14 protein-coding genes are annotated in these 18,410 nt (G+C 73.1%); 9 read left to right on the forward strand and 5 right to left on the reverse strand.

Annotation, left to right across the window (positions count from 1 at the left end; genetic code table 11):
- Positions 1 to 4 precede the first annotated feature (4 nt).
- Complete coding sequence (locus ACIBEC_RS30215) at positions 5 to 916, forward strand: glutaminase (protein ID WP_396289337.1); 912 nt, start codon at positions 5 to 7, stop codon at positions 914 to 916.
- A 102-nt stretch (positions 917 to 1,018) separates the two neighbouring features.
- Here the strand turns inward: ACIBEC_RS30215 and glmS are convergent, their stop codons facing one another.
- Positions 1,019 to 2,845 (reverse strand): glutamine--fructose-6-phosphate transaminase (isomerizing), encoded by a 1,827-nt coding sequence (gene glmS / locus ACIBEC_RS30220; protein ID WP_360502220.1) that lies wholly within the window; start codon positions 2,843 to 2,845, stop codon positions 1,019 to 1,021.
- A gap of 97 nt (positions 2,846 to 2,942) precedes the next feature.
- Entirely contained in the window at positions 2,943 to 3,218 is a 276-nt protein-coding gene (locus ACIBEC_RS30225; RefSeq protein WP_360502223.1) for a hypothetical protein, read from the reverse strand.
- A 227-nt stretch (positions 3,219 to 3,445) separates the two neighbouring features.
- Here ACIBEC_RS30225 and asnB point away from each other — a divergent pair, with 227 nt between their 5' ends.
- The 4 genes from asnB (at position 3,446) to ACIBEC_RS30245 (ending at position 8,707) form a co-directional block, all read left to right on the forward strand.
- Positions 3,446 to 5,305: an asparagine synthase (glutamine-hydrolyzing) gene (gene asnB, locus ACIBEC_RS30230; RefSeq protein ID WP_360502226.1), complete on the forward strand. Its 1,860-nt coding sequence runs from the start codon at positions 3,446 to 3,448 to the stop codon at positions 5,303 to 5,305.
- A 212-nt stretch (positions 5,306 to 5,517) separates the two neighbouring features.
- Complete coding sequence (locus ACIBEC_RS30235; RefSeq protein ID WP_360502228.1) at positions 5,518 to 6,639, forward strand: hypothetical protein; 1,122 nt, start codon at positions 5,518 to 5,520, stop codon at positions 6,637 to 6,639.
- Positions 6,640 to 6,773: 134 nt separating this feature from the next.
- Positions 6,774 to 8,198, forward strand: a complete 1,425-nt coding sequence (locus ACIBEC_RS30240) for a pyridoxal-dependent decarboxylase (RefSeq protein ID WP_360502231.1) — start codon at positions 6,774 to 6,776, stop codon at positions 8,196 to 8,198.
- Between the two features lie 77 nt (positions 8,199 to 8,275).
- Positions 8,276 to 8,707 carry a hypothetical protein gene (locus ACIBEC_RS30245; protein WP_360502233.1) on the forward strand — a complete coding sequence of 144 codons (432 nt, stop codon included), beginning with the start codon at positions 8,276 to 8,278 and terminating at the stop codon, positions 8,705 to 8,707.
- Positions 8,708 to 8,844: 137 nt separating this feature from the next.
- On the opposite strand, the gene ACIBEC_RS30250 is transcribed toward ACIBEC_RS30245, so the two are convergent.
- Both ACIBEC_RS30250 and ACIBEC_RS30255 read right to left on the reverse strand, forming a co-directional pair.
- Positions 8,845 to 9,087 (reverse strand): hypothetical protein, encoded by a 243-nt coding sequence (locus ACIBEC_RS30250; RefSeq protein WP_360502236.1) that lies wholly within the window; start codon positions 9,085 to 9,087, stop codon positions 8,845 to 8,847.
- Positions 9,088 to 9,193: 106 nt separating this feature from the next.
- Positions 9,194 to 13,165 carry an amino acid adenylation domain-containing protein gene (locus tag ACIBEC_RS30255; RefSeq protein WP_360502239.1) on the reverse strand — a complete coding sequence of 1,324 codons (3,972 nt, stop codon included), beginning with the start codon at positions 13,163 to 13,165 and terminating at the stop codon, positions 9,194 to 9,196.
- A 283-nt stretch (positions 13,166 to 13,448) separates the two neighbouring features.
- On the opposite strand from ACIBEC_RS30255, the gene ACIBEC_RS30260 reads away from it, so the two are divergent.
- From ACIBEC_RS30260 to ACIBEC_RS30275, 4 genes are all read left to right on the forward strand, one after another.
- Entirely contained in the window at positions 13,449 to 14,189 is a 741-nt protein-coding gene (locus tag ACIBEC_RS30260; protein WP_360502241.1) for a GNAT family N-acetyltransferase, read from the forward strand.
- A gap of 262 nt (positions 14,190 to 14,451) precedes the next feature.
- A complete protein-coding gene (locus ACIBEC_RS30265; protein WP_360502244.1) occupies positions 14,452 to 15,714 on the forward strand; it encodes a MurT ligase domain-containing protein in 1,263 nt (420 codons plus the stop codon).
- A 46-nt stretch (positions 15,715 to 15,760) separates the two neighbouring features.
- On the forward strand, positions 15,761 to 16,489 hold the full coding sequence (locus ACIBEC_RS30270; protein ID WP_360502247.1) for a glutamine amidotransferase: 729 nt from the start codon (positions 15,761 to 15,763) through the stop codon (positions 16,487 to 16,489).
- Positions 16,490 to 16,840: 351 nt separating this feature from the next.
- Positions 16,841 to 17,866 (forward strand): 6-phosphofructokinase, encoded by a 1,026-nt coding sequence (locus ACIBEC_RS30275; RefSeq protein ID WP_360502250.1) that lies wholly within the window; start codon positions 16,841 to 16,843, stop codon positions 17,864 to 17,866.
- Between the two features lie 229 nt (positions 17,867 to 18,095).
- On the opposite strand, the gene ACIBEC_RS30280 is transcribed toward ACIBEC_RS30275, so the two are convergent.
- The gene (locus ACIBEC_RS30280) at positions 18,096 to 18,302 is read right to left on the reverse strand and encodes a hypothetical protein (protein ID WP_360502251.1); all 207 of its coding nucleotides are present in this window, start codon (positions 18,300 to 18,302) and stop codon (positions 18,096 to 18,098) included.
- Between the last annotated feature and the right edge of the window lie 108 nt (positions 18,303 to 18,410).

Consider the following 18,410-nt stretch of genomic DNA (forward strand, 5'->3'; position numbering starts at 1 on the left):
GATCCTGGATTGGCCGGTGCTGTTGGCGGCCGCGGAGGCGGCCGCCCGGGCGACCCGGGGGCAGGGCCGGGTCGCGGACTACATTCCGGCCCTCGCCACCGCCGACCCGGAGGCCTTCGGCATGGCCGTCGCCACCGTCGACGGGGAGCTGTACGGCGTCGGGGACTGGGAGCAGCCGTTCTCCGTCCAGAGCGTGTCCAAGCTGTTCTCCCTGGCGCTCGCGGTCGCCTACGGCGGTGACACGCTCTGGCGGGGCGTCGGCCGCGAGCCGTCCGGCAACCCCTTCAACTCCCTGGTGCAGCTGGAGACCGAGCACGGCATCCCGCGCAACCCGTTCATCAACGCGGGCGCCCTCGTGGTGACCGACCGCCTGCAGACCATGACCGGCGACGCCTCCAGCGCGGTACGGGAGTTCCTGCGCCGCGAGTCCGGCAATCCCGGGCTCGACACCGACCCGGTGGTCGCCGCCTCCGAGGCCGAGCACGGCCACCGCAACGCCGCCCTGGCGCACTTCATCGCCAGCCACGGCAATCTGGAGAACCCGGTCGAGACCGTCCTGGAGCACTACTACGCCCACTGCGCCCTGGCCACGAGCTGCCGCGACCTGGTCCTGGCCGGCTCCTTCCTCGCCCGCTACGGCGTGCGCGCCGACGGCACGCACCTGATGTCCCGCAGCGAGGCCAAGCGCATCAACGCGGTCCTGCTCACCTGCGGCACCTACGACGCCGCCGGCGAGTTCGCGTTCCGCGTCGGCCTTCCGGGCAAGAGCGGCGTCGGCGGCGGCATCCTCGCCATACTCCCCGGCCGCGCCGCCGTCTGCGCCTGGGGTCCGCGCCTCGACCAGGCCGGCAACTCCGTCGCCGCGGTCACCGCCCTGGACACCCTGACCACCCTCTCCGGCTGCTCGGTCTTCTGAGCCTCCGACGAGGTGCCGGTGAGGTGGCGAGGCCGGGCCCCGAAACCGGCCGGGCCCCGGTCGTCCGCACAGCGACCGGGGCCCGACGTCTCTCCGTGCGGGCTACTCCACCGTCACGCTCTTCGCCAGGTTGCGCGGCTTGTCCACGTCGCGGCCGAGGGCGACCGCTGCGTGGTAGGCGAGCAGCTGCAGCGGGATGTTGAGCAGCAGCGGGTCCAGCTCGGGCTCGCTCTTGGGCACCAGGATGCAGTGGTCCGCGAGCTTCTCCTCCGGGCGGCGGTGGGCGACGGCGATGACGCGCCCCGAGCGGGCCTTGATCTCGCCCAGCGTGGTGAGGTTCTTGTCCAGCAGCTCGTCGTCCGGGACGAGGGCGACGGTGGGCAGTTCGGGGCTGATCAGGGCCAGCGGGCCGTGCTTGAGCTCGCTCGCCGGGTAGGCCTCGGCGTGGACGTAGGAGATCTCCTTGAGCTTCTGCGCGCCCTCCCGGGCGACCGGGTAGCCGCGCACCCGGCCGATGAACATCATGCCCGTCGACTCGGCGTACTCGGCGGCGAGTTCGGCGATCGCCTCGCTCTGGTCGAGCACCTCGCGGATCTGGTCCGGCAGCGCCTGCAGCGCCGAGACGATCCGGCGCCCGTCGGCGGGCGACAGGTCGTGGATGCGGCCGAAGTGCAGGGCCAGCAGCGCGAAGGCGACGACGGTGGAGGTGAACGCCTTGGTGGAGGCGACCGAGACCTCCGGCCCGGCGTGCAGGTAGATGCCGCCGTCGCACTCGCGGGCGATCGCGCTGCCCACGGTGTTGACGACACCGAGCACCCGGCCGCCCTTGCGCTTGATCTCCTGGACGGCGGCCAGCGTGTCGTAGGTCTCGCCGGACTGGCTGACCGCGACGTACAGGGTGTCCGCCTCGATCACCGGGTTGCGGTAGCGGAACTCCGAGGCCGGCTCGCTGTGCGCGGGGATCCGGGACAGCTCCTCGATGAGCTGCGCGCCCATCTCGCCCGCGTAGTAGGCGGATCCGCAGCCGAGGATCTTGACCCGGCGGATCTCGCGCAGTTCCCGGGCGTCCAGGTTGAGGCCGCCGAGGTGCGCGGTGGCGAAGCGCTCGTCGAGCCGGCCGCTGAGCGTGCGCTCGACCGAGCCGGGCTGCTCGTGGATCTCCTTGAGCAGGTAGTGCTCGTAGCCGGCGGTGTCGAAGGAGTCGACCTCCCAGTCCACGGTGGACGGCTGGCGGTGGGTGGTGCGGGCGTCCGCGGTGAAGGTGCGGAAGCCGTCGGCCCGGACGGTGGCGAGTTCGCCGTCCTCCAGGTGGACGACCTGGCGGGTGTAGCGGACCAGCGCGGAGACGTCCGAGGCGGCGAACATCTCCTTCTCGCCGATGCCGAGCACGATCGGGCTGCCGTTGCGGGCGACCACGATCCGGTCCGGCTGCTCGGCGTCGAGCACCGCGATGCCGTACGTGCCGACCACCCGGCCGAGCGCGGCGCGCACGGCGTCCTCCAGCTCGACGCCTTCGGTGATGTGGGCGGCGATCAGGTGGGCGAGCACCTCGGTGTCGGTCTCGGAGCGGAAGACGGCGCCGTCGGCGGCCAGCTTGACGCGCAGTTCGTCGGCGTTCTCGATGATGCCGTTGTGGACGACGGCGATCCGTTCGGCGTTGTCCAGGTGCGGGTGCGCGTTGGCGTCGCTGGGGACGCCGTGGGTGGCCCAGCGGGTGTGGCCGATGCCGGTGGTGCCCTTGAACCGGGCGGGCACGGCGGCGGCGAGGTCGGCGACGCGGCCCTTCACCTTGCGGAGCTTGATGCCGCCGCTGCGCCCGGTGACGGCGACGCCCGCCGAGTCGTAGCCGCGGTACTCCAGCCGGGCCAGTCCCTCCAGCAGGAAGGGGGTCGCGTCCTTGGGGCCGATGTAAGCCACGATTCCGCACATGGGTGGACTCCTCGTTCGTAGTGGCGTAGACGGGTGGCGTAGACGTGGTGGCGCAGGTCGTTCCGGGGCCGCCTGGGCGACGGCGCTCAGACGGCGCTCAGCCGTAGACGATCCGCCGCAGCTGGCGGGCCGAGAGTTCCGGCGCGGCGACGCGCCGCTGCGGGAGCTCCTCGGCGAGCCGGGCGAAGATCCGCTCGTTGGTCAGACCTCGTGCCTGCAGCTCGGTGTGGCGGCGGCGCACGTACTCCTCGGTGCTCTCGGAGAAGTACGCCAGCACCTCCGCCACGACCCGCGCCGCCTCCCGGGGCCCGAGCGGGCTGGTCCGGGTCAGGTGGGCGAGGAGGTCTTCGTGAGGGTGGGGTGAGCTCGGCACGAGTGAGCAGCCTAGGTCGATCGAAGCGTGAAGCCAAAGTTCCTGCCCGATATCGGGCAGACATGACGACTTATGGCCCAGTCGCACGGCCCGGGCGCACCCCGCACCCGCCCTCGACGCCCACCCGGCCCCGCGTTCGTTCGTCTTCCGCCCAACCCTTGAAGCGTCACCGACTCCACACGTAGCGTGATCCCCTGAACACGAAGCGGAAGACCGGAGGCTGGCTGATGTGCGGGATCACCGGATGGGTCGCCTTCGACCGCGACCTCACCGCCGAACCGAGGGACCGGAGCGTCCTCGACGCGATGACGGCCACCCAGCTCTGCCGCGGCCCGGACGCCGGCGGCGTCCTGCTCGAGCCGCACGCCGCGATCGGCCACCGCCGCCTCGCGGTGATCGACCCCGAGGGCGGCACCCAGCCGATGACGGTCGAGCGGGACGGCCGGCTGCTGGCCGCGCTCACCTACAGCGGCGAGGTCTACAACCACCGCGAGCTGCGCGCCGAACTGGAGGCGGCCGGCCACCGCTTCCGCACCCGCAGCGACACCGAGGTCGTGCTGCACGCCTACCTGGAGTGGGGCGAGGGCCTCGCCGAGCGGCTCAACGGCATGTTCGCCTTCGCCGTCTGGGACGCCCGGCGCGAGGAACTGCTGCTGGTCCGCGACCGGATGGGCGTCAAACCGCTGCACTACCACCCCACCCCGGACGGCGTGGTCTTCGGCTCCGAACCCAAGGCCCTGCTCGCCCACCCAGCCGTCCGTCCGGTGGTCGACCTGGACGGGCTGCGCGAACTGCTCGGCTACACCCGCACCCCCGGCCTGACGCCGTACCGGGGCATCCAGGAGGTCCGGCCCGGGCACGTGGTGCGGGTGCGCCGCGCGGGCGTCTCGGTCCGCCGCTACTGGGCGCTGGAGGCACGCGAGCACCGCGACGGCCTGGCGAACACCGTCGCCACCGTCCGGGCCCTGCTGGAGGACATCGTGCACCGCCAGCTCGACGCGGACGTCCCGCTCTGCTCGCTGCTCTCCGGCGGCCTGGACTCCAGCGCCGTCACCGCCCTCGCCGCCCGGACGCTGCGCGCCGCCGGGGCCGGCCCGGTGCGCTCCTTCTCCGTCGGGTTCACCGGCCGGAGCGGGCACTTCCACGCCGACGAGGTCCGGCAGACCGAGGACGGCCCGTACGCCCGGCTGCTCGCCGACCACATCGGCGCCGACCACAGCGTGGTCGAGCTGGACGCCGCCGACCTCACCGACCCCTCCCGGCGCTCCGCCGCGCTGCGCGCCCGCGACCTGCCGGGCGGGGTCGGCGACATGGACGTGTCCCTGCTGCTGCTCTTCCGGGGCGTGCGCCGTCACTCCACCGTCGCCCTGTCCGGCGAGTCCGCGGACGAGCTGTTCGGCGGCTACAGCTGGTTCCACGACCCGAGGAGCGTCGCCACCGAGGACTTCCCCTGGGCCGCGGGCCTCAGCGCCATCGCCGGCAGCGGCTCCTGCCCGCGCGAACAGCTGCTCGACGCCGAACTGCTGCGCAAGCTCGACCTGGAGGGCTACCGCCGGTCCCGCTACCACGAGGCGATCGCCGAGGTCCCGCACCTGGCGGCGGCCGACCCGCTGGAGCGGCGGATGCGTGAGATCTCCTACCTCAACCTGACCCGCTTCGTCAGCATCCTGCTCGACCGCAAGGACCGGATGAGCATGGCCAACGGGCTGGAGGTGCGGGTGCCGTTCTGCGACCACCGGCTGGTCCAGTACGTGTTCAACACACCGTGGGCGATGAAGAGCTTCGACGGACGGGAGAAGAGCCTGCTGCGCGCCGCCGTCCGGGACGTGCTGCCGGCGGCGATCGCCGACCGGGCGAAGAGCCCCTACCCGGTGACCACCGACCCGCACTACCCGGCCCGGCTGCGCGCCGAACTCACCCGGCTCGCCGCCGAGCGGAAGTCCCCGGCACTCGACCTGCTCGACCGGCGGCGCCTCGCCGACGCGCTCGCCCCGGACACCGACCCGCAGTCCGTCCGGCTGGGCGTGGACCTCGCGCTCGACCTGGACGCCTGGCTGACGGAGTACCAGGTCACGCTGGAGCTCTGACTCCCCGCACCCGGACGGCGCAGCGGCCCGGCCACACGGGCCGTTGCGCCGTCCGGGTGATCACCGGGAACCATCCCGCCGCTCCCGAGCGTCGCACGGTGCGGTAGCGTCGCCGACATCTCCCGAATGGCGGGCGAAATCGTGGATTCCCGCCCCCCTGCCGTCAGGATGGGAGCGAACCCTTTCACCTCGATCCGCCGGGGGATCCCGTCATGCAGCCGCGAGTCTTCGCGATTCTCACCGCCCTCCTCCTGGGCGTCCTGGGCCTCGGGTCGGTGGCCGTCACCGACTGGTCGCCCGCGGCGGCCACCGGGACGCCCGCCGCCGCGGCCCCCGGGGCTCCTGCCGCCGGCGGCGCCCAGCCGACCTCGGCGGGGCCCGCGAGCGCCACTCCGACCGGCGACCCGGCGGTGTGGACCCGCTCGACGCTGCGCAACAAGCTGATGGCCGAGATGGACGCCACCGACCCCGGCGTCGCCCTCGCCGACCTCGACAAGATCACCAAGGAGAAGCCGTACACCGTGCGCTTCTGCCACCCGATCGCGCACGAGCTCGGCCACGCGGCGGTCAAGCGCTTCAACGCGGACTTCCAGAAGGTCATCTCCTTCCCGCACGAGACCTGCGCGGCCGGCTACCTGCACGGCGCCGTCGAGGAGATGCTCAACGCCTCCGCCCAGCCCGAGGTGGACCTGCTCAAGCTCTGCGCGCCCAAGAACAGCGGCCCCTGCATCCACGGCGTCGGCCACGGCACGATGTTCGTCGTCAAGCAGGACGTCGCCAAGGCCCGCGACCTGTGCAACAAGTTCCCCACCGACCAGAACAAGATCCGCTGCTCCGAGGGCCTGTTCATGCAGCTCTTCGGCCCGGACGAGGAGGACGAGCAGGCCAAGGCCAACCTGCCCGCCGACAAACTCGCCCAGGACCCGCTCTACCCGTGCAAGGACCAGCCGGCCCTTTTCCAGTCCGCCTGCTTCTTCTACGCCCCGACCTTCTACCTCTCCTCGCACGACTACCCGAACCACCCCGAGGTCTACGCCGACGCCCTCAAGTGGTGCCTCAACGGCAAGGCCGGCGGCGGGGCGGTGGACTGCAGCCGCGGCGTCGGCTCGCGGACCATGAAGTACAACCTCGACCGCGAGGACTGGGCCGCCCAGCAGTGCGCCACCGCCGCCGACGGCTGGCAGCGCAAGGCCTGCGCGGAGGGCCTGGTCAGCTACTACACGGTCAACTACACGGACGCCGGCGCGGCCGGCCGGCTCTGCGCCAAGATCACCAACAAGGAGATGCAGGGCTACTGCCGCTCGGCAAGCGGCCTGTCCGCCTCGCTGGACTGATCGCCCCCGTCCCGTCTGCCGGGCCCGCGCCGCACGGCGCGGGCCCTTTGCGTAAGATCACCCGACCATCACCTGATCAGGGTGCGCCGAGGATGCCGCGCCTCCCCTCCCCCCGGCCCCCTGGAGCGCCCCGCATGGCCACCGACGACTTCCGCGCCGCCGCCCACGCCACCGCCGAACTGGTCTCCGACTACCTCGCCGAACTCCCCGACCGCCCGGTCTGGCAGCCCATGGACGACACCGCGCGCCAGGCCCTGCTCGACGCCCCGCTGCCCGCCGACGGCCGCCCGCTCGCCGAACTGGTCGACACCATCGGGCGCGAGGTCATGCCGTACCCCATGGGCAACGGCAACCCGCGCTTCTTCGGCTGGGTCAACTCGGCTCCCGCTCCCGCCGGGGTGCTCGCCACCCTCGCCGCGTCCGCGATGAACCCCAGCTCGGCCGGCGGCGACCACGCCGACGTCCACCTGGAACGCGCCGTCGTCCGCTGGATCGCCGAACTCGTCGGCTTCCCGCACCCGGCCGGCGGCGGGCTGCTCACCTCCGGCACCTCGATGGCGACCATCGTCTGCCTCGCCGCCGCCCGCAACCGCGCCGCCCGCCGGGCCGGCCGGGACGTCCGCGAGGACGGCCTGGCCAGCCTGCCCCCGCTGGTCGGCTACGTCACCGGCGAGACCCACTCCTGCGTCCGCAAGGCCGCCGAACTCCTCGGCCTCGGCAGCAAGCACCTGCGCACCGTCGCCACCGGCCCCGACGGCCGCCTCGACACCGCCGAGCTGCGCTCCGCCGTCGAACGCGACCGGGCGGCCGGCCTGCTGCCCTTCCTGGTCGTCGCCTCGGCCGGCACCGTCGGCACCGGCGCGGTCGACGAGTTCGGCCCGATCGCCGACCTCTGCGAGGAGCAGCGCCTCTGGCTGCACGTGGACGGCGCGTACGGCGCCTTCGGCCGGCTCGACCCCGCCATCGCCCACCGCTACGCCGGCCTGGAGCGCGCCGACTCGCTCGCCCTCGACCCGCACAAGTGGCTCGGCGTCCCGGTCGACTGCGGCTGCGCCCTGGTCCGCGACACCGAGGAGCTGCGCGGCACCTTCAGCCTCGTCCCGTCCTACCTGCGCGACGAGGCGGCCGGCGCGCTCGGCTGGTTCTCCGAGTACGGCACCGAGCAGACCCGCCCGTTCCGCGCCCTCAAGGTCTGGGCCACCATCGCCCACAAGGGCCGTACCGGCCTCTCCCAGGACATCGCCCGGTGCACCGCACTGGCCCGCCGCCTCGGCGAACTCGTCAGCGCCGACGAGGAGTTGGAGCTTCTCGCCGAGGTCCAGACCTCCATCGTGGCGTTCCGCCACCGCGCCCCCGACCTGGACCCCGCCGCCCGCGACACCCTCAACCGCGACCTCCCCGCCGCCGTCCAGCAGCGCGGCCGGGTCTTCGTCACCGGCGCCCGCCTCGGCGAGCACGAGATGCTCCGCGCCTGCCTCCTCAACGCCACGACGACGGAGGACGACCTCCACCTCCTCCTCGCCGAAGTGAAGGCCGCAGCCGCGGAACTGCTCCCGTAACAGCCTCACGCGGACCGTAACCACCAGGTCACGGCAGGTACGCGGCCGGGAAACACCGGTCGGGCACGGTGGAGGTCATGGAGCACTCGAAGCCTTCCCTCCGCCGTGTCCCCGGTGCCCGACGCGACCGCCGCTGGCGCCGCGACACCGTCGAGCTCGCCGCGGTCTTCCTCTCCGTCACCGCCGCCGACCTCATCGCCAAGGTCGTCGTCCACGGCCCGGACGGCCCGGTTGTCCTGGGCACCTCCGCGCTCGCCCTGCTCGCCACCGCGGTGCTTCACAGCTGGTGGTCTCCGCACGCCCCGCCACCGACCACGCTGTGGCGGGTGCGCACCACGGCGCTCGCCCACACCCCCACCACGCTCAACGACCACCGGATCACCCTGCTCTCGCTCCACCCCGAGGAGCTCTTCCTCCGCACCCCCCGGTCCGTCACCCCGGCCGACCTCGCGGCCCTCCTCACCACCACCGGCCACACCGTGGAAGGCCCCCCGACCCGGATCGCCTGACCGGCACCCGGCGCGGCCGTCAGTCCTCGACCGTGTCGGCGGTGCTCGCGTCCTCGATCGTCATGGCGCCGGATACTACGTCAGCGCACGGACGCCCCCTGCGGGCAGAGTCCGTGCGCTGACGGGTCGTGCGCTGATCAGCCCTTGACGGCGGGCTTCACCACGCACACGGCGTTGCCGAGCATGGAGCCGAAGCCGCCGAGCAGGGCACTGGTGACGGACTTGCAGGCGGCGGCCTCCTCCGGGGTCTTGGGGCCGTTGTTCTCGGAGTTCGAGGTGACCGTGGAGGAGGCGATGGCGGCGGCGGGCTGGGCGAGGGCGAGCGGGGCTACGAGGAGCAGCGCGCAACACGCGACGGCCCGTACGGACTTCTGGAACACAGGGAACCCCTTCGGATCGGGACGGGATCGGCGGTAAGCCGAGCCATCCCTATCCGAAGGGGTTCCCCCGCTCACGGATTCTGGGCCATCCGTGAGCGTGTCCGCGTCAGTGCTCCGGGGCGGTCTCCCGGTCCGCGGTCCGCTCCAGCGCCCGGATCGCGGCGACGAGTTCGGCCACGCCGTGCTCCTTCAGCACCCCGTAGTGGTCGCCGGCCAGGTCGACCACGGCGGGCGGGGCGGCGGAGTAGCCGCTGCTGCCCTCGATGAAGGAGTAGTCGTCGCCGGCGGCCTTGAAGATGGTCACCGGGGCGTCCAGCCGCCGCTCGGCCAGTTCGCGGAAGCTGTACTCGAACTCGTAGGTCTCACCGACGATTCCGGTGATCCGGCGGATCAGCTCCTCGTCCAGCTCCGGCAGCATCCGGTGCACGGAGGCGACGAAGCCGTCCTCGTCCGCCGTCGCGGTCAGGCAGCGCTCCAGTTCGGGGCCGCTGATCCGGCCGGTGAACACCCCGAACAGGATGGTCACGTACGCGGGGTTGGCGTACGAGGCCTCGCGACCCCACTGGTGGCCGTCGTCCCGGCGCACCTCCGGGTTGCCAGGGCAGATCAGCAGCAGGTTCTCCACCCGCTGGCCGGCCTGTTCCAGCTGCCAGGCCGCCTCGAAGGCGACCCGGGCGCCGAAGGAGAAGCCCCACAGCGTGTACGGGCCCTCGGGCTGCACCCGGCGCAGTTCGGCGACGTCGGCGGCGGCCATCTCCCGGATGGTCGGGTACGGCGTCTCGCCCTCGTTGATGCCGTGCGCCTGGATGCCGTAGAAGGCGCGGCCGTCGCTCGCCTCCCGGCCGAGCAGGCGCAGGTTCATCGGGTAGCCGCCCAGCCCGGGCCAGCAGAACACCGGCCGGCCGCACTCGCCGGGGTGCAGCGGGATCAGCCGGGAGCTGGAGGCCCCGGCCCCGTCCCCGGCCTCGCCGTCGCCCTCGCCCTCGCCCTCGCCGCAGGCGCGCTCGATGCGGGCGGCCAGGTCGACCAGCCTGGGGCACTCGAACAGCACCTGCAGCGGCAGCGTGATGCCGAACTCGCGGTTGATCCGGTGGACCAGGGCCACGGCTGTCAGCGAGTTGCCGCCGACGGCGAAGAACTCGTCCGCCACCGAGACGTCCTCGTACTTCAGCGCCTGCCCCCAGGCCTCGGCCAGCCACCGCTCGTGCCCGGTGCCCGGGGCGACGTACTCGCTGCGGGCGTCGGCCGTGCGGACGGCGTCGGAGGCGGCGAGGGCCTTGAGGTCGACCTTGCCGTTCGCGGTGAGCGGCAGGGCGTCCACGACCAGCACCCGGTTGGGGAGCATGTAGTCGGGCAGCAGGTTGGCCAGTTCGTCCTTGATGATCTCGGCCGGGCCCTTCATGTGGACGGTGTCCTCGTGCATGCCCTCGCTGCGGATCTGCTCCTCGCTCACCTTGCCGCCGAGGAAGAAGTACGACGGGCCGGGGGCGATGCCGCGGCCGGCGAAGATCTCGTCGATGCGGCGCGAAGCGGGCAGCGGGTGGCCGGACTTGGAGCTGTAGCCGGAGGACATGAAGCCCAGGCCCCGGCCGTTGCGCTGCAGGTGGTGCAGCTTGGTGCCGAGCGCGATGTACTCCAGCCACTCCTGCTCGGCGCGGCTGACGGCGGTGATGCCGAACGCGGCCCGGGCGTAGACGGACTGGTTGATCGCGATCACGTGCCGGGACTCCACCACCGCGTCCGAGACCCGCTCCAGGTCGCCGTCGGTGTACCGGTAGAGGCCGGCCGGCAGGCCTTCCACCCGGTCCCCGTGGACCTGGAGGTACAGCTCGGTGGACTCGGCGCGGGCCGCGCCGCCGCCCCGGGCGACCGTGAAGCCACCCAGGTAGTGGTCCTCCTCGGCGACGTCCAGCCGCTCCTTGACCGCCGGGTCGAGGCCGAGCGGGCGCACGTCCAGCCCGTACTCGGGCAGCACCTCCTCGAGGACGCCCAGCATGTGGCCGGTCTCGAACTCCAGCACCTCGCGGATATTGTTCTTGTACACCGGCTCGATGGCGCCGTGTTTGCCGGAGAAGTGCAGCGTCAGGTAGGCCTCCTCGCGGGTCTCGGCGGGCCCGATCCGGATCAGGCTGTGCTCGACGGGGTGGTAGTAGTACAGCCCGGCCGCGAGCCCGTCGAGGCCGCCGGTCTCCAGGTACAGCTGGGTCGCGTACAGCGCGCCCGGCGAGGCGTACGCGTACTTCGGCAGCAGCCGCTCCTCGCTGTGGAACTGGCCGAACCAGCGCAGGATGCGGCCGAGTTCGGGGAAGCTCAGCAGCTCCAGGTCCCGGCCGAAGGCGCCGGCCGGACGCGGGGCGAGCAGCGCGGCGAGGTCCTCGCGGGTGACCGGGCCGCCGTCGTAGAAGCGGTAGGTCTTGCGGGCGAAGGTCTCCCGGCGCTGGGCCTCGCTCTCGCGCCGCCCGGGCAGCTCGACCCGCTCGCGGCCGGCCAGCCGGGCCGGGTCGCGCACGCCGGGGTCGGACAGCTGTGCCTTGACCTGCAGCTTGCTGGCCTTGGACTGGTGGTGGCCGCCGTGGTTGCCCTGGTCCATCAGGGCGGCCTCGCGCGGGTTGAGCTCGACGCAGGCGACCAGGTTCCGGTGGCCGGTGCGCTCGTCGCCGGCGACGATCGCGGCCGAGCGGCGCACCCAGGTGTGTTCCTCGATCGCGCGGGCGATCTCGTCCAGCTCGACCCGGTAGCCGCGCAGCTTGACCTGGTTGTCGACCCGGCCGGCGAACTGGAGCGTGCCGTCCGCGTTCCACTGCGCGAGGTCGCCGGTGCGGTACAGCCGCTCGCCGGGCCTGAACGGGGACGGGACGAACCGCTCCTCGGTCAGCTCCGGCCGGTGCAGGTAGCCGCGGGCCAGCTGCACGCCGCCGATGTACAGCTCGCCGACGCCGTCGACGTCGACCGGCACCAGCTGCTCGTCCAGGATGTAGCACCGGGTGTTGTCGACCGGGCGGCCGATCGGCACCGAGCCGGCGCCGTCGCCCAGCTCGGCCGGGTCGACCAGGTGCGCGGTGGCGTTGATGGTGCACTCGGTCGGGCCGTACAGGTTGACCAGCTTCGCCCCCGGCAGGGCGTGGCCCAGATTGCGGGCGAGCCGCCGGGACAGCGCCTCGCCGCCGGAGAACAGCCGGGCCAGGCCGGCGCAGTCGGTGAAGCCCTCGGTGTCCAGCAGCGCCTGGAACAGGGTGGGCACGCACTGCAGCGCGGTCACGCGGTGCCGCCGGACGGCGGCGACCAGCGTCTCCGGGTCGCGGTAGAGGCCGGGCGTACCGGCCACCACGCGGGCGCCGATGGCCGGGGCGAGGATCTCCCACTGGGCGGCGTCGAAGCTCATCGGGGTCTTCTGCAGCACGGTGACCCCGGGGTCGAGGTGCCCGGCGTCGAGCATCCAGCGCAGCTGCGAGACCACCGCGCGGTGCTCGATCATCACGCCCTTGGGGCGGCCGGTGGAGCCGGAGGTGTAGATCACGTAGGCCAGCGACTCCGGCCGGACCTCCTCGGCGCGGGCCTTCTCGGCGTCGCTCCCCTCGGCGCCGCTCCCCTCCGCCGCGGCGCGGTTCGCCCGGGCGTCCTCGAAGGTGACGATCGCCGTCCCGGCCGGGGCCAGCGCGGCCAACTGCTCGCGCAGGTGTTCCTGGGTGAGCACGATCCGGGTGCCGCTGTCCTCGATCATGTAGCGGAGCCGGTCCTCGGGGTACTCGGGCGACAGCGGCAGGTAGCCGGCCCCGGCGTGCAGGACGCCCCAGACCCCGGCGACCAGCTCCACCGACGGCTCGACGTACAGGCCGACGCAGGTGTCGGCGCCGGCGCCCAGGCGGCGCAGCTCGGCGGCCAGCCGGCGGGCGGACTCGGACAGCTCCAGGAAGGTGAGGCCGTCGGCCTCGCTCTCGCCGACGACGGCCGTGGAATCCGGCCGGGTGCGCACCTGCCGGTCGAGCAGGGCGGTGAGCGAGGTGCCGACCGGGGCGCGGCGGGCGTGCGGGAGGGCGGGGGTGGCGGCGGAGACGGCGACGGACGGGGTGATGCGCATGAGAGCTGCCTTCGGTGCTTGGCTGGGTGCCCGGCGGGTTGCCTGGCGGAAAGGGGTCCCGGCGTCCTGCTCACCAGGAGCGCCGGTCATGGAATCCACCGTCGGCCGCCCGCTGTCCCATCTGCCTGAGGCAGCGGTCTGGACCTGTTCCGGCTCCGTCCCGGCTCCCGGGCCACCCGGTCCCGGTTCCGGCCCGGCCGGTCCCGGCTGTGTCCCGGGCGGGCATTCGCCCGTTCACGATCACGTAACCGACCGGAAGCGAACCGTAGGTAGCGTCGGCCGCATGACGGCATCACGCACTCGCCCCGAACGGCTCTGGCACCGGCCCTTCCGCAGGTCCGACCCCAGGTGCGCGGCGTCCGAGAGCCTGGCCGCCCGGCTGCCCGCGCTCACCGACGGCCCGTCCCGGGTCGCCCGGCCGCACCCGCACCCCAACCCACACCCGCACCACCCCAACCCGCAGCCGCACCCGCAGCACGGCCCGGCCGACCGGGTGCCGGACGCCCCGTCCCGGCTGTCCCTGCCGGACGGGACCGTGCTGCTGCTGCGCCCCGCCGGCCCGGCCGACAAGGCGGCGGCCCTGGCGATGCACGACCGCTGCTCCCCCGCCGCGCTGCGGCTGCGCTACCACGGACCGGTCCGCGACGCCGACCGCTACCTCGACCACCTGCTGGACGCCCGGCACGGCCGCAGCCTCGCCGTGGCCGCCCCGGACGGGCGGATCCTCGCCCTCGGGCACCTGATGTGGGACGACGGCGAGGCGGAGCTGGCCGTCCTGGTCGAGGACGCCTGGCAGCGCCAGGGGCTGGGCCAGGCCCTGCTGCGGCGGCTGTCGGCGACGGCCCGGGCGACCGGGATCGGGACGGTGTACGCGGTGACCCACGCCGCCAACAGCGGCCTGATCGCCGCGATGCGCCGGCTGGCCGCGCCGCTGGACTTCCGTGCCGAGGACGGAACCCTGGTGATCACGGCCACCCTGGGCGCCGAGGATCCGGCCGCCCGCACCCACCACCCGAGCCGCTGATCATTTCTTCACCAGATCCTTACCGGGGCACCCCGGGAACCCTGCGGAGCCGGTGGAGCGTCCTCAAGGGATGAGGAGTCCCTCCGTACACCGCCCTCCTTGACGGAGCGTCAGTACCCTGCGCCGGCCCGTCACAGCAGGCGGCGCGGGGTCCGGATCGTCCGGCCGGACGACGGAGTCGGTAGGCTGACTCCCGTCCCCGCCGCCCGACGGCCCGTTATCCGGTCCCGGGCGGTGCCGCAGCAAGGAGGAACCACTGAGCATGGCAGGCACCGAATCGGAGCCCACAGGCGCACGCGACGCCTCGCTGCCGGCCCGCGCCAAGATCGCGGTCACGGCCGGCAAGGTCGCCGCCGCCGTGTCGCGCAAGGCCGGACGCGGGAGCGGCTCGGTGATCGGCGGCAAGGTCGCCCTCAAGCTCGACCCCGACCTGCTCGCCACCCTCGCCGACCACCTCGATGTCGTCCTGGTCAGCGCGACCAACGGCAAGACCACCACCACCCGCCTGATCGCCGAGGCGCTGCGCGCCGCCGGCCCGGTGGTCTCCAACGCCCTCGGCGCGAACATGCCGGCCGGCATCACCTCCGCCCTGGCGGGCGGCAGCGACGCCCGCTTCGGCGTGATCGAGGTCGACGAGAAGTACCTGGCGATGGTCGCCCGCGACACCAGCCCCAAGGCGATCGCCCTGCTCAACCTCTCCCGCGACCAGCTCGACCGCGCCGCCGAGACCCGGATGATGGCCGAGAAGTGGCGCGAGGGCCTGCAGGACACCGAGGCCGTGGTCATCGCCAACGCCGACGACCCGCTGGTGACCTGGGCCGCCTCCTCCTGCAAGAAGGTGGTCTGGGTGGCCGCCGGGCAGGCGTGGAAGGAGGACGCCTGGTCCTGCCCCGCCTGCGGCGGTGTGATGCAGCGCCCCGGCGACGACTGGTTCTGCCAGGAGTGCGGCTTCCGTCGCCCCAACCCGCACTGGGCGCTCCAGGGCACCCACGTGATCGACCCGCAGCGCGGCGCCTGGCCGATCCAGCTGCAGCTGCCCGGCCGGGCCAACCTGGCCAACGCCACCAGCTCGGCCGCCGTCGCCGCCGTGTTCGGCGTCTCCCCGCAGGTCGCCCTGGAGCGGATGCGCTCGGTGACCGCCGTGGCCGGCCGCTACGACGTCGTCCAGTACCAGGGCCGGGACATCCGCCTGCTGCTGGCCAAGAACCCGGCCGGCTGGCTGGAGACCTTCTCGCTGATCGACGGCCCGCCTGCCCCGGTGATCCTCTCCGTCAACGCCCTCGACGCCGACGGCACCGACACCTCCTGGCTGTGGGACGTCGACTACGAGCGTCTCGCCGGGCACCCGGTCTTCGTGATGGGCCAGCGCAAGCTGGACCTGGCCGTCCGACTGGAGGTCGCCGGGCTGCAGTTCCACGTGGTGGACACCCTGGAGCAGGCCGTCCGGATGGCGCCGCCCGGCCGGATCGAGGCCATCGCCAACTACACCGCCTTCCAGCAGCTGCGGAAGGTCGTGGCCGGCTGATGCCGCGCCCGCACACCAGTCTTTTCGTGACGGAAGGCCTTCGAGGATGAGTGAGAGCAGCCTGCGCGTGGTCTGGGTCTACCCGGACCTGCTCAGCACCTACGGCGACCGCGGCAACGCCCTGGTCGTGGAGCGCCGGGCCCGCCAGCGCCATCTCAACGTGACCCGGATCGACGTCCGCTCCGACCAGGCGATCCCCACCAGCGGGGACATCTACCTGATCGGCGGCGGCGAGGACCGCCCGCAGCGGCTGGCCGCCGAGCGGCTGCGCGCCGACAGCGGCCTGGTGCGGGCCGCCGAGAACGGCGCGATCATCTTCGGCGTCTGCGCCGGCTTCCAGATCATGGGCCACGAGTTCATCAACGACCTCGGCGAGCGCGAGCCCGGCTTGGGCCTGCTCGACGTCTGGACCGCGCGCGGCGAGGGCGCCCGCTGCGTCGGCGACGTGCTCGCCGACGTCGACCCCCGGCTCGGCCTGCCGCAGCTGACCGGCTTCGAGAACCACCAGGGCGTCACCCACCTCGGACAGGGCGTCCAGCCGTTCGCCAACGTCACCGTCGGCCGGGGCAACGGCACCGGTGACGGCACCGAGGGCGCCTGGCGGGACACCGTCTTCGGCACCTACCTGCACGGCCCCGTGCTGGCGCGCAACCCCGCCGTGGCCGACATGCTGATCAAGCTGGCGCTGGACGTCAACGCCCTGCCGCCGGCCGACACCACCTGGTACGACGCATTGCGCGCCGAGCGAATCGCCGCCGCGACGCGCCCCGCGTAGTACGCCGGTACGCCCCGGCCGGGTGCCCGCGATGCGGTCACCCGGCCCGCGGGCGGCCCCGGACGTACGACAATGGGGCTGCCTACTGCACACCCTCCTCGGCAGCAGGCTGCACATCCACGTGGGGGCGCCGACGGCGCCGCTCCCACGTCGGCTCCTGCCCGGCCGGACCAGGGGCCGTATGCTCGACTTTACGGTCGGTTTCGGACGTTCTGTCCGGATCGACCGGTCCTTCACCCCACGGCCACTCCCCCGCCACCCCGGTGCGGGAGCGCCCCGTCACGGTGACGGCTCGTCGTCCCAGCCTGTAGTCCGGCCGTACCTCGGTTCTGCTCGGGAGTTGCAAAGCTAATGCGTATCGGAGTGCTGACCAGCGGCGGTGACTGCCCCGGACTGAACGCGGTGATCCGTTCCGTGGTCCACCGGGGGGTGGTCGACCACGGCGACGAGATCATCGGGTTCGAGGACGGGTGGCGCGGATTCCTCGAGGGCCACCACCGCCCCCTGACCCTGGACTCGGTGAGCGGCATCCTCGCCCAGGGCGGCACCATCCTCGGGTCCTCCCGGGTCCAGCCGAGCCACCTGCGGGACGGCGTCGAGCGCGCCAAGAAGTACTGCTCGGACCTCGGCCTGGACGCGGTCATCCCGATCGGCGGCGAGGGCACCCTGAAGGCCGCCAAGCTGATGAGCGACGCGGGCCTGCCGATCGTCGGCGTGCCGAAGACCATCGACAACGACATCGCCGCCACCGACGTGACCTTCGGCTTCGACACCGCCGTCTCGGTCGCCACCGAGGCCCTGGACCGGCTGAAGACCACCGCCGAGTCCCACCAGCGGGTCATGGTCGTCGAGGTCATGGGCCGGCACACCGGCTGGATCGCGCTCAACGCCGGCATGGCGGCCGGCGCGCACGCCATCGTCGTACCGGAACGCCCGTTCCACATCGACAAGCTCACCGCCGTCGTCCGCGAGCGCTTCGACCGCCAGAAGAAGTTCGCCATCGTGGTCTGCGCCGAGGGCGCCAAGCCCGAGCCCGGCACCATGCACTGGGAGGAGGGCAGCAAGGACATCTACGGCCACGAGCGCTTCACCGGCATCGCCACCCAGCTCTCCCGCGAGCTGGAGCACCGCCTCGGCAAGGAGGCCCGGCCGGTCATCCTCGGCCACACCCAGCGCGGCGGCACCCCGACCGCCTACGACCGGGTGCTCGCCACCCGCTTCGGCTGGCACGCCGTCGAAGCCGTCCACAAGGGCGCCTTCGGGCACATCACCGCGCTGCAGGGCACCAACATCAACCTGGTGCCGCTCGCAGAGGCCGTCGCCGAGCTGAAGACCGTCCCGCAGGACCGCTACCTCGAGGCCGAGACGGTCCTCTGACCGCTCGCCCGCCCGCCGAAGGCCCCCGGACCCCGCCGCCGCGTACGGTCCGGGGGCCTTCGCGCACCCGGCGGGCGTGCCCGCGCCCCGCCCTCCAGCGTGGCCGCAGCCGGCCTGCCTGGAACCCGGCATGACCTACACCTCGCTGCCCGAACTCCTCACCCGCGCCGACCTGGTGAGCCTGCACGTGCCCCTGCTGCCGTGTAGCCGCTCCGGTTGGCGGTGGTGGTCACGCGTCGGCCCGCGGGGCAGGGCCCCTGCCTCCGGTGCCGAACAGGGGGAAGGCCTCGGCGAGGATCGCTGCGAGGTGGCGCTCCTCGACCCCCGCCTCCCGGGCCGCCCGGATCCGAGCGGCAATGTCGCCGGGCAGACGGCCGGCGGGTGCCGACACCCAGCTGCCCGCGTCCTCGGGTCCCACGGAAACGCTGCTGGTCATGGACGCGCCCCCGAGGCCGGGATGAACTGAAGTCATGGACGTGGCGGCAGGTGTGGCCGACCGGCGGGCCCGACGGCCCGCGCTGGATCTCGTCACTACCGGCCTGTC

The organism is Kitasatospora sp. NPDC051164 (assembly GCF_044455625.1).
Taxonomy (GTDB): Bacteria; Actinomycetota; Actinomycetes; order Streptomycetales; family Streptomycetaceae; genus Kitasatospora.